At 45.4% G+C, this 14774-nt stretch carries 11 protein-coding genes; 10 read left to right on the top strand and 1 reads right to left on the bottom strand.

The annotated features are described in order from the left end of the window. Nucleotides 1-24: 24 nt before the first annotated feature. From odhB to lpdA, 3 genes are all read left to right on the top strand, one after another. On the top strand, nucleotides 25-1569 hold the full coding sequence (gene odhB, locus KIH41_RS06625) for a 2-oxoglutarate dehydrogenase complex dihydrolipoyllysine-residue succinyltransferase (protein ID WP_213943336.1): 1545 nt from the start codon (nucleotides 25-27) through the stop codon (nucleotides 1567-1569). 131 nt (nucleotides 1570-1700) lie between these two features. After that, a complete protein-coding gene (locus tag KIH41_RS06620; protein WP_213943335.1) occupies nucleotides 1701-2072 on the top strand; it encodes a four helix bundle protein in 372 nt (123 codons plus the stop codon). Between the two features lie 50 nt (nucleotides 2073-2122). Further along, nucleotides 2123-3520, top strand: a complete 1398-nt coding sequence (lpdA, locus tag KIH41_RS06615; RefSeq protein ID WP_214161941.1) for a dihydrolipoyl dehydrogenase — start codon at nucleotides 2123-2125, stop codon at nucleotides 3518-3520. 93 nt (nucleotides 3521-3613) lie between these two features. Here the strand turns inward: lpdA and KIH41_RS06610 are convergent, their stop codons facing one another. Further along, nucleotides 3614-4279, bottom strand: coding sequence for a hypothetical protein (locus tag KIH41_RS06610; protein WP_214161940.1), 666 nt, complete (start codon nucleotides 4277-4279; stop codon nucleotides 3614-3616). A 789-nt stretch (nucleotides 4280-5068) separates the two neighbouring features. Here KIH41_RS06610 and KIH41_RS06605 point away from each other — a divergent pair. From KIH41_RS06605 to KIH41_RS06575, 7 genes are all read left to right on the top strand, one after another. Further along, nucleotides 5069-6460: a hypothetical protein gene (locus KIH41_RS06605; RefSeq protein WP_214161939.1), complete on the top strand. Its 1392-nt coding sequence runs from the start codon at nucleotides 5069-5071 to the stop codon at nucleotides 6458-6460. A gap of 155 nt (nucleotides 6461-6615) precedes the next feature. Further along, complete coding sequence (locus KIH41_RS06600; RefSeq protein ID WP_214161938.1) at nucleotides 6616-8115, top strand: DUF4301 family protein; 1500 nt, start codon at nucleotides 6616-6618, stop codon at nucleotides 8113-8115. A 181-nt stretch (nucleotides 8116-8296) separates the two neighbouring features. Further along, nucleotides 8297-8779: a peptide deformylase gene (locus KIH41_RS06595; RefSeq protein WP_213943330.1), complete on the top strand. Its 483-nt coding sequence runs from the start codon at nucleotides 8297-8299 to the stop codon at nucleotides 8777-8779. A gap of 135 nt (nucleotides 8780-8914) precedes the next feature. After that, entirely contained in the window at nucleotides 8915-11734 is a 2820-nt protein-coding gene (carB, locus tag KIH41_RS06590) for a carbamoyl-phosphate synthase large subunit (RefSeq protein WP_214161937.1), read from the top strand. 65 nt (nucleotides 11735-11799) lie between these two features. Then, a complete protein-coding gene (locus tag KIH41_RS06585; RefSeq protein ID WP_214161936.1) occupies nucleotides 11800-12060 on the top strand; it encodes a DUF4834 domain-containing protein in 261 nt (86 codons plus the stop codon). Between the two features lie 704 nt (nucleotides 12061-12764). Then, a complete protein-coding gene (locus KIH41_RS06580) occupies nucleotides 12765-13301 on the top strand; it encodes a hypothetical protein (RefSeq protein ID WP_213943327.1) in 537 nt (178 codons plus the stop codon). Nucleotides 13302-13360: 59 nt separating this feature from the next. Next, nucleotides 13361-14467 (top strand): transporter, encoded by a 1107-nt coding sequence (locus tag KIH41_RS06575; protein WP_214161935.1) that lies wholly within the window; start codon nucleotides 13361-13363, stop codon nucleotides 14465-14467. Nucleotides 14468-14774 lie beyond the last annotated feature (307 nt).

Here is a 14774-nt window from a genome sequence, read left to right as displayed (position 1 = left end):
TGGCCTGGGGGTAAAAAGAAAATTATGAGCTTAGAAATAAAAGTCCCTGCCGTAGGGGAATCTATTAGCGAAGTGACCATTGGACAATGGTTTAAAAATGACGGCGACCATGTAGAAATGGACGAAGTGATCTGCGAGCTGGAGTCAGACAAAGCTACTTTTGAGCTGACTGCCGAGGCAGCGGGTATTTTGAAAACCAACGCCAAAGAAGGCGACACCTTGGAAATCGGTGATGTGATCTGCACCATCGACACCAATGCCTCCGGCGATTCTGCTCCAGCTGAGAAAGCTGCTGACAGTCCTAAAGAAGAATCTTCCTCAAGCACTGGTGGCGCCACTGGCGAGGTAAAGGAAATGGTAGTACCAACCGTAGGTGAATCCATCACTGAAGTTACCTTGGCCACTTGGCTGAAAAACGACGGTGATTATGTAGAATTGGATGAAATCATCGCTGAGGTGGATTCTGACAAGGCTACTTTTGAACTCCCAGCCGAGGCTAACGGTATCCTTCGCCACGTAGCACAAGAAGGCGACACCTTGGAAATCGGCGGCTTGATATGCAAGATCGAGGTGACCGAGGGTGGTGCTCCACAGGGAGAGCCAGCTCCAGCAGCTAAAGAAAGTGCTTCAGCAAGCGCTTCCGCTTCTGCCAACGAAACTTACGCCACCGGACATGCCTCCCCTGCTGCTGCCAAGATTTTGGCAGAAAAAGGAATTGATCCAAAGGATGTAAACGGCACCGGCAAAGACGGCCGAGTAACCAAAGAAGATGCTGAAAAAGCACAAAAAGCAGCTAAGCCAGCGGCGAAGCAAGAAAGCAAGCCGGCTGCAAAAACTGCGGATGCCGAAGCACCAAAAGTAAGCGGAGACAGAAACAGCCGTCGTGAGAAGATGACTTCCCTAAGAAGGACCATCTCGAGAAGACTGGTTTCGGTGAAGAATGAAACGGCCATGTTAACCACCTTCAATGAGGTGAACATGAAGCCTATCATGGATATCCGTAAGCAGTATAAAGATAAATTCAAGGAGAAGCATGGCGTAAACCTCGGTTTCATGTCCTTCTTCACCAAAGCGGTATGCGTGGCCCTTCAGGAATGGCCAGCAGTGAACGCTCAGATTGACGGTAACGAGATTGTTTACAATGATTTCTGTGACATTTCTATTGCCGTTTCCGCTCCAAAAGGCTTGGTGGTACCGGTGATCAGAAATGCCGAGAAGCTTTCCTTTGACGAGGTGGAAAAAGAAGTGGTAAGATTGGCTACCAAGGCGAGAGACAACAAGTTGTCAATTGACGAGATGACCGGCGGTACGTTCACTTTGACCAACGGAGGTATCTTCGGGTCCATGATGTCCACCCCAATCATCAACGCCCCACAATCAGCGATCCTAGGCATGCACAACATCGTGGAGCGCCCAATGGCCGTCAACGGTGAGGTAAAAATCCTCCCAATGATGTACCTGGCCCTCTCCTACGATCACCGCATCATCGACGGCCGCGAATCCGTCAGCTTCCTGGTGAGAGTAAAAGAGCTACTTGAGGATCCGACTAGGCTTCTGTTTGGGGTATAAATGATTTCACGGCCCTGCTTGGTATTTTTTATGGGTACTATGTACTATGTACTAAGTACTAAGTAGGGTTTTCGGTTGTATAGGTGAAAATCAGGAAGGAAATTCTTATATTGTATTTCATTTTTTCACATATGCACCGATACAGTAATTTACAAGTTTGGCAGAAAGCAATTGACCTTGCTATAATGGTTTACCAGGCTACGGAAAAACTTCCAAAAGAGGAAAAATATGGCTTAATAAGTCAAATAAACCGGGCCGCAGTTTCAATTCCCTCAAACATCGCAGAAGGAGCAGGAAGAAATACGAAAAGAGATTTCGACCACTTTCTGAGCGTGGCTCTAGCCTCCTCTTTTGAGTTAGACACACAATTGATAATTTCTAACAGGTTGAAGTTTATTGGGGATGATAAGTTTAATCAGATTGAAACTGAACTTAAGCATATTCAGAATATGCTTGTCAAACTTAAAAACAGTTTGAATAATTACAAACCTACCTCTACCTAGTACATAGTACTTAGTACTTAGTACCAAGTAGGCGGTGTAACAGACAAAACATGTACGACGTAATCGTTATCGGCTCAGGACCAGGCGGGTATGTAGCGGCCATTAGGGCGGCGCAGCTTGGGATGAAGACGGCCATCGTAGAAAAATATGCAACACTTGGAGGCACCTGCTTAAATGTAGGCTGTATCCCTTCCAAAGCATTGTTGGACTCCTCAGAGCATTACCACAATGCAGCCCACACCTTCGAAACGCACGGCATCGACCTGAAGGACCTTAAGGTGAACTTCGGCCAGATGATCGGCAGGAAAAACGAGGTGGTGAAGCAAAACGTAGACGGCATCCAGTATTTGATGAAAAAGAACAAAATCGATGTACACCATGGATTGGGTTCTTTTGTGGACAAAAACACCGTGAAGGTGAGCAAAGAGGACGGAAAAGCCGAGGAAATCAAAGGCAAAAACATCATCATTGCCACGGGCTCCAAGCCATCTTCCCTGCCCTTTATCAATATCGACAAGGAAAGGATCATCACCTCCACGGAGGCTTTGAAATTGAAGGAAATTCCTAAAAACCTGATCGTGATCGGCGGTGGGGTGATTGGATTGGAACTGGGTTCTGTATATGCAAGAATCGGCTCGAAGGTTTCCGTGGTAGAATACATGGACTCCCTTATCCCTACTATGGATAAAACCATGGGCAAGGAACTTCAAAAGTCACTAAAGAAGCTTGGCTTTGACTTCTTCCTCAAGCACAAGGTTACCGCTGTGGAAAACACCGGAAATGAAGTGATGGTAAAGGCCGAAAACAGCAAAGGCGAAACCGTTGAGCTGAAGGGCGACTATGTCCTGGTTTCTATCGGCAGAAGACCTTATACCGACGGACTCAATGCCGAGGCAGCTGGTGTGAAACTGAACGACAGAGGCCAAGTGGAAGTAGATGAGCATTTGAAAACCAATGTGGACAACATCTACGCCATCGGGGACGTGGTGAAGGGTGCCATGCTGGCGCACAAAGCCGAAGAAGAAGGCGTTTTGGTAGTGGAGCAACTGGCAGGCCAGAAGCCGCATATCAATTACAACCTGATTCCAGGAGTGGTTTACACATGGCCGGAAGTGGCCGCAGTGGGCTTCACAGAGGAGCAGCTTAAGGAAAAAGGCATCAAGTATAAAACCGGCAAATTCCCATTCATGGCCTCAGGAAGAGCCAGGGCATCCATGGATACCGACGGATTGGTGAAGGTGTTGGCGGATGCCGAAACGGATGAAATCCTAGGTGTACACATGATCGGACCAAGAACGGCCGATATGATCGCCGAAGCCGTGGTGGCAATGGAATACCGTGCCTCAGCCGAAGACATCGCCAGAATGTCTCATGCCCACCCTACGTATACAGAGGCTTTCAAAGAAGCTTGTCTGGCTGCGACGGAGAACAGAGCTTTGCATATTTAAATGGAAAAAGACGCGGGACGGAAAACCGAAGACCGAAAAATCATACCTTAAGAAGAAAAGCAGCGTCCTGGACGCTGCTTTTTTGGTTTTAGATTAGAAATGGTAAGCTATGCTGATATTTCGGATGGGAAGAAATCTCAGCTGAATCCCAGACTGGGTGGACTCCCTTTCCCTCATGTCAAAATTTCTAGAAGTGGAATTAGCTAGTGTATTGCTTTCTAAAAGCAGTCCCATTTCAGCAAAAACAGAGAGTCTCGGTAAAATATGATATTTGGCACCCCAGAAATAAGTCCCTCCAATTGAAAAATTGCTTTGCTGAAAGTGATGTAACTGGCCGGGATTTGCATTTTGATCAAATCGATTAATGGTCTCTCCAAGAACAAAGTCTAAACCTTGATAACCAATAAATTTAGGACTGATGGATTTCTGCATTTCAAGCCCTATAAGCATTTGGTAATTGATAACTCGCTGGCGTTCAAAATTAGCAGATTCATAAACAACATCTGCTGGCGTAGATGTTAACGAACCCCCTAACCCTACACGGAACCCCATCATCCTACCATTGGGAGTTGTATAATTTCTACGATAAAAAAATCGGGCTGGGAGGTCACCGTTAATAATTGGAATGAGATCAACTGAAAACTCATTTTTAAACTGACCATAATCAAATCCTGGGTCTTCTTTCTCGTCAGTTTGTGCATGTGCATCAAAAGTAAAACCAAAACACATCAATACTGCAATAGCATATATTATCTTCATAATTACTTGATTTTGTTACTCTTCACCAAACGTACACTAAATATAAAGGTTGAGTATTTCAAACCTCCCTTCCAAACTCTCACCACTAACCATCTGAAAATTAAAACTTTAATAATTAAAATTTTTACAAAATTTGAGATGAAGCATTAATTAAACCGCAAAAAGATTTTGAAGAAGCGCAAAGGATATACAAGAAACCGGGAGGTACGGAAATTTCTATACGGCTTCTTAGGTAATTTCAAACATTGTGCGACTTCTTTTAAACTTCAGGGCCTTTGTGATCTATTGCACTCTAATCCCGCGTCGCTTCGCGCTTTTCTAAACCCCTAAACCTCCCGATCCGCGCAGCGATGATCGGGAAATACACTCCTAAACGCCGAATCTATTCTCAATATTCTCTCTTTTGTGTCCCCTTTCTTCTGCAAAGGAGTCCACATTCAAGACCTTTCCATTCCGCTTCGTTAATTCGAAGTGACGAGGTTTAATGTCCATGAAGAGGCCTTTGTGTGACTTCTTTTGAACTTTGTGACCGTTGTGACCCATTTCTTTTCTCTAATTTCTCACTCCCCTCGGCTCCGCTCGGGGACCGGGGATTCGATTATGGAAAGAACAGCTTCGACTGCGCTCAGCTGTCTCAAATAGCTACCTAAAGCAAAACTTTGTGCAACTTGTTTTTAACTTCGGGGCCTTTGTGACCCATTTGCGCTTCTATGCACTTTGCGGTTAAAGTCTCCCACTACTACTTGATTTTTAGTGAGTAATTTCCTATTATGTATAAAATTTTTAGATATGAGAGCGACATACACTACCCTCATCCTTTTCATATTCTTTCTCACGACTTCCACTTGGGCGCAAAAAAACACACCACTTGACCCTTTGGATTATCTGACCAATTTTGAGGCAGTGCCCGCGGAGGATGGCGTGCTGAATCTGATCCTTCACCGCGGAACCGGCGAAGTGGTGCTGCATTTATTGGATGAAAACTTGGAAAAAGTCCATGAATCCCATTACAACACCACTCCAGGAATCAATGATTATATAATAAAAGTCAAAAACGGGAAGGTTTACATCCTACTGAGCTGGCTTTCCAACCACCACTATAAGAAAGAATTGCTGGAGTACTCCATTCAAGACAGGAATCTCCATGCCCATTTTATTGGAGCTTCACAAGTTCACAAACCGACAGACTTCTTGGTGTTTGAGGAAAGCTTTGCCATTATCGGCCAACAAAAAGATCCAATTATTCAAGTATATGGTTTTGACCCCTCCAATCCATTCCGGAATACCATTTTCCTCCCGGAGAAAAAGATTTGGCACATCAGTGATGCCGACAACTCCATCAGCCTGCTGACTTCCCCAAAAGGGAACCACCAAATCCTAGAATGGCAGCAATATTTGCCCGACGGGAAATTTGCAGGCCAAATGAGGCTGGACACAGATTTCAGAAACAAGGATATAGTTACCGCTTCTTTGGTAATTGACTCCAATAACAACCCCAGGGTGATCGGTACCACGGGGGAGAAAAAACTCAAGCGCTACCACGCCTTTTTCCATTGGGTTATGGACAATGACAATAGGCAAGCGTTTTCAATCATTGAACCACAAAGTCTGGCAGAAAGAAACAATGGTTTGGACCGCAAACAGCGAAAGCAGCTAAACTACGAAAGAAAAAAGGGCTTTAACCAAGTCGAAATCCTGGCAGAAAATGATGGGGACATCCTCGTGGCATCCATTCCAGGAAAGCCGGTAAGCCGCCATGAAAACATTTATAAAAAGCAGATGGCACACTTCCTCCGCCTTGACAGTAAAGGCGAAAAGGTTTGGGATAAAGTTGTCGCATTTGATTATACCACCAGATACAGGTTGAATGAACACAATTACCGCCGGGAGACATTTACCTTCTTAATTGGTGATGACCTTTACTTTGGTCATAAGGACAACATAAGGAAGGAAGATTCACAAATAGTCAACATTTTCAGGATTAACGAGATGGGGGAAATGACCAACTTCACCCAAGAACTACCCTCGGGCCTGCAGTATGGGGTGAAACATCTAACTTTTAACGAGATCATTTTTTACAATGAATCTCCCCTATTTCAGGGAGCTGACCCACCCCTAGATTACTTTATGGGTAAGCTGAAAATCCAGGAGCCCTACAGCAATCTTTCCAACAAAAATTAACCTAAAAATCAGACTTTCCCCACTAACCTCTAGCACTATTTTTGGTTAATTAGGCATGGCATTGCCAAATTGGGGCAGTTCATCCTTCTGTTTCTGCCTGCAATCCTCTATATTTATAGATTAACTTTTAACCTTGAATTGAATCCTATTATTTTATGGACCACACACTTCAGCAACAGATTCTTGCCCAGGGCATGTCGCCCGATAAAGCCCAAGAGCAAATCGAAAACTTCAAATCCGGCTTCCCCTACCTGCCAATTGTGGAGGCTGCCAAAGTCGGAAACGGCATCCGGAAATTCAGTGAAGAGGAAATCAAGAAGCTCGGAAAGCAATTTGACCAATTGGTCCAAAACAAGGATATCTTAAAATTTGTACCTGCTTCCGGTGCAGCTTCGAGAATGTTTAAAGATCTATTCGCCTTTCTTGATAGCGATGGGCAGCTCGATAACAATGCTTTCGCCAAGAAATTTATCGATAATATTGAAAACTTCGCCTTCTACCATGACCTTAATCAGGTGATGGAAAGGGATGGAAGCTCGATCAAAAAAGCTCTTGAGGACAAAGACTACACCTTAATGATCAGCTATCTGCTGGAAGAAAAAGGCCTAGGTTATGGCAGCTTGCCCAAAGCCCTGCTTAAATTTCACCATTACAGCGACCATGACCGCACCCCGACTTTTGAGCACTTTGTGGAAGGAGTACTTTATGCCAAAGGCAAAGGGGATAAAGTAAACATTCACTTTACCGTAAGTCCTGAACATGAAGAAAAATTCAAGGAGGAAATCGCTGAACTAAAACCCGCACTGGAAAATGAGCACGGGGTTACTTTTGAAGTTAGCTTTTCTCAGCAAAAGCAGTCCACCGACACCATTGCGGTAAACCCTGATAACACACCTTTTATAGAAGAAGACGGCAGCATCCTTTTTAGGCCTGCAGGACATGGTGCCCTTTTGGAAAATCTGAATGAGATAGATGCCGACCTTATTTTTATCAAAAATGTGGACAATGTGGTGCCTGATAGATTAAAGGATACTACCCAAGCCTACAAAAAAGCTCTTGGAGCGCTCCTGCTGAAAGTACAGGACAAAGTGTTCCATGCTTTGGAAAATATCGAACATGACAATTTGATAGCGGAGGAAGTATTTGAAGTGGAGCTTGCCGGCAAACTACCCGAAGAATACAAGGAATGGCCATTAGCCCAAAAGCAGGAATTCCTTAAATCCAAGCTGAACCGCCCCATCAGGGTTTGTGGAATGGTCAGGAATGTCGGGGAACCCGGCGGTGGACCTTTCTGGGTTCAGGAAGAGGACGGCTCCCTCTCCCTGCAGATTGCCGAAAACGCCCAGATTGACCTGGACAACCCCGAGATGAAGGAAATATACAACTCCGCCACACATTTCAATCCTGTGGATGTAGTATGCGGCACCAAGGACTTCAAGGGCAATAAATTCGACCTGTTGAAGTACCGCGATATGAAAACAGGCTTTATCACCGGCAAATCCAAAAACGGCAAAGATTTAAAGGCACTGGAACTCCCAGGCTTGTGGAACGGATCCATGGCCGATTGGAACACGATATTTGTCGAAGTACCCATCATCACTTTCAACCCCGTAAAAACAGTCAACGACCTGTTGCGGGATGAGCACCAAAATTAACCTGTAGGGCACCGCTGGGCTAAAACCAGCGGTGTTTCCTGCTAGAATCCTGCCCAGATGCTAAGATGTCGCTTTCTTCGGTCTCCCGTCTTCGGTCTTCGGTCTCCCGTCTTCGGTCTTCCGTCTTCCGTCTTTCTAAAACAGGCTCCCAGCACAAATCCGAATAATCCAATAGATTTAAATGAAAACCATAGATGACATACTAAAACTTGGAGATCCCAGACTATATGAAACTTGTGAACCCATCACTAAAGAGGAACTTCCTTTTGTGGCTGATTGGGTCAAGGACTTGCATGAGGCCATGGAGGATATCCGACTCAATTACGGTTTTGGGAGAGGAATCGCCGCTCCCCAACTGGGAATAATGAAGCGCCTGTTTTACCTCAACCTGGACAAGCCCTACGTGATCATCAACCCGGAACTGAAGAATTTGAGTGAAGAAAAGTTTGAAATGTGGGATGACTGCATGAGTTTTCCAAACCTACTGGTAAAGGTAGATCGACACCGCTCGCTCACCCTGCATTATTTGGACCATAACTGGGAAAAGAAAATCTGGAAAGTTCAAGATGACATATCTGAATTAATCCAGCATGAATATGACCATTTGGACGGAATTTTGTGTACCATGAGGGCCAAAGACGGGAAGTCCTTTAAATGGCGGTAAACCAACGTTAATATTGTTTAATTCACACAGTCAATTCGCCAATTATCAAGCACAACCGTGCATCTCTCGATTATTTGTTTAATTTTGCACCAATTTAGCCAAAAGTTCTTAACAGACTAAAAACCTCTCAACAGCATGCCTAAAGATAGTAGCATCAAACACGTCCTCATTATCGGTTCAGGTCCCATCGTTATCGGCCAAGCTTGTGAATTTGATTACGCCGGTTCACAGGCTGCCAGGTCTTTGAGGGAAGAGGGTATCAAAGTTACCCTTATCAACTCAAACCCGGCCACGATCATGACTGACCCAGTGACTGCGGACAACATTTACCTATTGCCTTTGGAGAAAAAATCCATCGTCAAAATTCTAACCGAGCATCCGGATATCGACTGCGTACTTCCTACCATGGGTGGACAGACAGCTCTGAATCTGGCCATCGACTGCGATAAGGCCGGAATCTGGAAGAAATTCAATACCAGGATGATCGGGGTGGACATTGATGCCATAGACACAGCAGAAAACAGGGAGAAATTCAAAGCCCTCTTGGAAGAACTTGGCGTGGGTGTCTGCATGGGTAGAACAGCCACATCCTATCTTCAGGGACACGAAATCGCCCAAGAAATCGGTTTCCCGCTTGTAATACGTCCTTCCTACACCCTCGGGGGTACCGGAGGCGGATTTGTGGAAAAAGCTGAAGACTTTGAAAAAGCACTGACAGCAGGCCTTACCGCCTCTCCTACCCACGAAGTACTTATCGAGCAAAGTATCTTGGGCTGGAAGGAATACGAACTGGAAGTACTGAGAGACAGCATCGGTAATATGGTGGTGATCTGTTCAATTGAAAACTTTGACCCTATGGGCGTGCACACAGGTGACTCCATCACAGTGGCACCGGCGATGACGCTTCCCGACACCGTGTATCAGGAACTGAGAAATCAGGCCATCCGTATGATGAATGGAATCGGTAATTTTGCCGGGGGATGTAACGTACAGTTTTCTGTAAGCCCTGACAACAAGCAAATTATCGGAATTGAAATAAACCCAAGGGTATCCCGCTCTTCAGCCCTGGCATCCAAAGCTACCGGTTATCCAATAGCCAAAGTAGCTGCCAAGCTAGCGGTGGGTTACAACCTTGACGAAATACAAAACTCCATCACAGGCACTACTTCGGCTTTCTTTGAGCCGGCGATTGACTATGTGATTGTGAAGATCCCAAGATGGAACTTTGATAAGTTCAAGGGCTCTGACAGGAAACTTGGTCTATCCATGAAAGCGGTGGGTGAAGTGATGGGTATCGGAAGAAACTTCCAAGAAGCCCTTCAGAAAGCCTGCCAGTCATTGGAGATCAAAAGAAACGGCCTTGGCGCCGACGGAAAAGAGCTTAGAGACCAGGATGCCCTGCTTTACAGCTTGGCCAATCCAAGCTGGGACAGACTTTTCCACGTATATGATGCCTTCAAACTAGGCGTTTCCTTCAAAACCATATATGAACTTACCAAAATCGACAAGTGGTTCCTCAAGCAGATTGAAGAACTGATCCATCTGGAAGCAGAAATCAGTAAGTTCAAACTGGACACCATCTCCAAGGAGCTTATGCTTACAGCCAAAAAGAAAGGCTACGCAGACAGGCAGCTAGCTCACTTGATGGGATGTCTTGAAAGCGAGGTCTTTGACAAGCGCTACAAGGAAATGGGCATCATGAGAGACTACAAATTAGTGGATACCTGTGCCGCTGAATTTGAAGCCCAAACTCCTTACTACTACTCTTCATTCGGTGAGGAAAACGAAAGTATTGCCACAGATAAGAAGAAAATAGTAGTCCTTGGTTCTGGACCAAACAGGGTAGGCCAAGGAATCGAATTTGACTACAGCTGTGTGCATGGGGTACTTGCTGCCAAAGAGTGTGGCTACGAGACCATCATGATCAACTGTAACCCGGAGACGGTTTCTACGGATTTTGACATTTCCGACAAGCTTTATTTCGAGCCTGTATTCTGGGAGCACATCTATGAAATCATCCTCCACGAAAAGCCTGAGGGCGTAATCGTGCAGCTGGGTGGACAGACCGCCTTGAAGATTGCCGAGAAGCTTGACAAATACGGCATCAAAATCATTGGTACCAGCTTTGAAGCCTTGGATTTGGCTGAGGATAGAGGCCACTTCTCTACACTTTTGAAAGAAAACGATGTGCCTTACCCTGAATTTGGCACTATCCACAATACAGACGAGGCCCTTGAGCTTTGCAAAACTATCGGTTTCCCGCTACTGGTAAGACCTTCTTATGTATTGGGCGGCCAGGGAATGAAGATCGTGATCAACGAAAAAGAACTCGAAGAGCACGTGGTAAACGTACTTCGGGATATTCCAAACAACGAAATCCTACTAGATCACTTCCTCGAGGGAGCCATAGAGGCGGAAGCAGATGCCATCTGTGACGGTGAAAACGTCTATATTATCGGTATCATGCAGCATATCGAACCAGCCGGAATCCACTCCGGTGATTCTTATGCGGTATTGCCTCCTTACAACTTGGGGGACCTGGTGATGAGACAGATCGAAACCTACACAGAGAAAATCGCCCTGGCCTTGAAGACCAAGGGCTTGATCAATATTCAGTTTGCCATCAAAAATGATAAGGTTTACGTGATAGAAGCCAACCCAAGAGCTTCCAGAACGGTTCCTTTCATTTGCAAGGCGTACAGAGAACCTTACGTCAATTATGCCGTAAAGGTAATGTTGGGAGAGAAAAAGGTTACAGATTTCGATTTCAAGCCGTATAAAAACGGCTATGCGATCAAGGAGCCGGTATTCTCCTTCCACAAGTTCCCGAATGTCAACAAAGAGCTCGGTCCAGAGATGAAGTCTACCGGAGAAGCCATTTACTTCATCGACGATCTTATGGATGATTATTTCCTAAAGATTTACGGCGAGAGGAACTTGTACTTAAGTAGATAAGGTTAATACGGGAGCGGTCTTATACTGCTCCCTCGTTTTTGACTTCAAATACCAACAATTACAAAATGGGATTTATCTTAAAATTCATCATCATCACCTTCGCATTGTCCTGGATCTTCACCAACCTGCTCCGCTTCTTTTTGAAGAGCAAGCTAAAGCGGTTTTTTGACCAGATGCAACATGTGCAGCAGCAGGAACGCCCCCGCAGCCGCCCTGCCGATGGCAATGTAAATGTGGATTTCATCCCCAAATCAGAAAAAAAGAAACCCACCCCGCCCCGCGAAATCGACGGCGAATACGTGGACTACATAGAAGTGAAGGATTGATTTCCTTCACTTTTTTTTATATCTGTAGTTCTGCACATCAGTGTACCGAGAGTATTTATTCATCATTCATCATTCTACATTCTACATTCATCATTCACCATTCACCATTCACCATTCCATTCCCGTGACCGCCCCAAAACCTACTTCGAACTTCTAATTTTCGTACTTACGGATGGGTACCAAGTACAACCACCACGTACCAGGTACACCGCAGGACATGCCGCTCTGAGGAGCAATTTGGAGGCTTTTCAGTAATTCATCGTTTCTTACTTTCGTGACCCTCCCTCCGAGCTGCGCTCTTCGGATGGGGCATCAGTGCACCGAGACTTACTTCATTATTCATCATTCATCAATCATTATTCATCATTTCCCTTCCGTGGCTGACCCGAAACCTACTTCGAGCTTCTAATTTTCGTACATTCGATTGGGTACCAAGTACAACGTACCAGGTACCAAGTACACCGCAGGACAATACCGCTCTGTGAAGCAATTTGTAGGCTTTTCTGATATCCACCGTTCTTATTCTCGCCTCCCTCCCTCCGAGCTACGCTCTTCGGATGGGGCATCAGTGCACCGAGAATTACTTCATCATTCATCATTCTACATTCCATCACGTAAACCCCCAATCTAACGTAATTTATTTTTCACGAAACCAATATAAACTCATATAATTTTACTAAATTCACAACACATAGGTTTTTAGTATGAGAAAGTCAGCTTCCATAGCGCTTTTATTGTTTTTCTCTTTTTACCAGTTCGGGTATTATTACTTCTATCTGGCCCTTTCCCAAAATATTGAGGAAAATTGGAGCCATTTGGTCTATAGCGATGATTTTGCTCCTAATGCCCTCATACTGGAAGTACCTATCTCCATTCCCTACATGACCGATCAGGAAGAGTTTTCTGAAACCAACCTGACATTCAGCAAGGACGGGAAAAGATTCAGGGCAATCAAGCAAAGATATGCTAATGACACCCTACAGCTGGTGTACACACCCGACACCGCCCAAAACACCCTGGACATGGTGGTCAAAAACTGGGTGAGCAGCCTCACAGGTGAGCAGCTGCCCAATTCTCCTCTGAAAAACTTTGTCTATTCATTCCATAAAGACTTCACCTTTCCTGATTTTCAGGAAAGGACCTTTGTTTTGTTTCACTCCAAAAATGGCTACCCCCACGAGGCTGAGAACATGCTAATTCATCGAGCTTCCTCGGTACCCTCTCCCCCTCCGGAAGTTTGAACATTTTTCTCTAACCTTTCAAAATGAAAGGGGTTCAAACTCACTTATTACTTCAATCAATGAAATTAAAATTTTACTCTTTATTGATTCCTGCCCTTTTATGGTGCGGGCTGGAATCCTATGGTCAGGGTTGTGTGGCAATCCGTCAATTCTCCGGTGTAGGCAATGCGATTGGTCAGGGCAACCTACTCGAAAAAGGGGAATGGAACTTCAATACCAACTACCGTTACTTCAAATCCTTCCGCCACTTCAGAGGCACGCACCAGGAAAGGGAACGGGTAGCCAACAACACAGAAGTCATCAACTGGTCCCACGGACTGGATTTCAACATTAGTTATGCCTTTTCCAGCAGGGTATATGGAATTGTTAGCCTGCCTTTGGCCTACAATGAAAGAAGCAGCCTCTATGAACATGGCAGAACGGAGCGTCACATGACTTATAGTGGAGGTCTGGCCGACATGCGGATCGGGGCCGGGTACTGGATTTTGGGTGAGGAAAAATCAAAATCCGGAAACATGGCATTTGGAGCAGGCATCAAACTGCCCACCGGGGATTATAATGCCCTAGGGACCTTTTATAATGTAGGGCCAAATGGTGAACCGCAAACCCGGCCTGTTGACCAATCCATACAGCTGGGCGATGGTGGAGTGGGGCTTATACTCGACATGCAGGGCTACTGGTTTATACCAGGCAACCTGGTCTGGTATTATGACGGCTTCTATATGTTTAACCCCAGAAACACCAACGGCACTCAAACTTTCCGGGCCCGTCAAAGCGAGGGTATTATGAGCGTGCCGGATCAATATGCGTTCAGAACTGGGCTTCTGAAAACCATCCCCAAAATCCACGGATTGGGTTTCTCGCTAGGTGGAAGAATCGAAGGTATTCCGGTAAGGGACTTTATTGGTGAAAGCGACGGGTTCCGCCGTCCGGGCTACATCATTTCCGTGGAACCGGGAGCCAGTTATATGATCGGTAACTTTACGACCACGCTCAATGTCCCCATTGCCCTTATCCGCAACAGGACCCGTAGCTTGACCGACATCGCAGACTCCACCCCGGACAACATCCGTCACGGTGACGCTGCCTTTGCCGACTACCTAGTCAACCTCGGTTTCGCCTACCGCCTGGCAAAAAAACAACCTACTCCATTTAAACTCAATTAACCCCATACACAACCTTCCAGGTCTCGAATCATTCACTGACCTGGAAGGTTTTTTCCGAATCATTTGTCACGTCCTAAATTTACTTGACACTTTTTTTTTCAAGCTTTTAAATTTTTCTCCGCGAAGTGGCCTTTGTGAAACTTCGTGAAAACTTTGTGGCCTTTGTGGCCATTTTCTTACCTTTCCTTCGTACCTCGTACTTCTAACTTCGTACTTACGCATGGGTACAAAGTACTAGGTACCAAGTACCAAGTACACCACAACAGGACAATGCCGCTCTGAGGAGCAATTTGGGGGTTCCTCTGTA

Origin of the sequence: Litoribacter ruber (genome assembly GCF_018500185.1) — a bacterium.
Lineage (GTDB): Bacteria > Bacteroidota > Bacteroidia > Cytophagales > Cyclobacteriaceae > Litoribacter > Litoribacter ruber.
The sequence above is the reverse complement of the archived record's forward strand: the minus strand, read 5'-3'. Positions and strand labels throughout refer to the sequence as shown.

Excerpts from the sequence above, each read along its gene's own strand:
- odhB (WP_213943336.1), top strand. The coding sequence starts at position 25 with ATGAGCTTAGAAATAAAAGTCCCTGCCGTAGGGGAATCTATTAGCGAA.
- KIH41_RS06620 (WP_213943335.1), top strand. The coding sequence starts at position 1,701 with ATGCACCGATACAGTAATTTACAAGTTTGGCAGAAAGCAATTGACCTT.
- lpdA (WP_214161941.1), top strand. The coding sequence starts at position 2,123 with ATGTACGACGTAATCGTTATCGGCTCAGGACCAGGCGGGTATGTAGCG.
- KIH41_RS06610 (WP_214161940.1), bottom strand. The coding sequence starts at position 4,279 with ATGAAGATAATATATGCTATTGCAGTATTGATGTGTTTTGGTTTTACT.
- KIH41_RS06605 (WP_214161939.1), top strand. The coding sequence starts at position 5,069 with ATGAGAGCGACATACACTACCCTCATCCTTTTCATATTCTTTCTCACG.
- KIH41_RS06600 (WP_214161938.1), top strand. The coding sequence starts at position 6,616 with ATGGACCACACACTTCAGCAACAGATTCTTGCCCAGGGCATGTCGCCC.
- KIH41_RS06595 (WP_213943330.1), top strand. The coding sequence starts at position 8,297 with ATGAAAACCATAGATGACATACTAAAACTTGGAGATCCCAGACTATAT.
- carB (WP_214161937.1), top strand. The coding sequence starts at position 8,915 with ATGCCTAAAGATAGTAGCATCAAACACGTCCTCATTATCGGTTCAGGT.
- KIH41_RS06585 (WP_214161936.1), top strand. The coding sequence starts at position 11,800 with ATGGGATTTATCTTAAAATTCATCATCATCACCTTCGCATTGTCCTGG.
- KIH41_RS06580 (WP_213943327.1), top strand. The coding sequence starts at position 12,765 with ATGAGAAAGTCAGCTTCCATAGCGCTTTTATTGTTTTTCTCTTTTTAC.
- KIH41_RS06575 (WP_214161935.1), top strand. The coding sequence starts at position 13,361 with ATGAAATTAAAATTTTACTCTTTATTGATTCCTGCCCTTTTATGGTGC.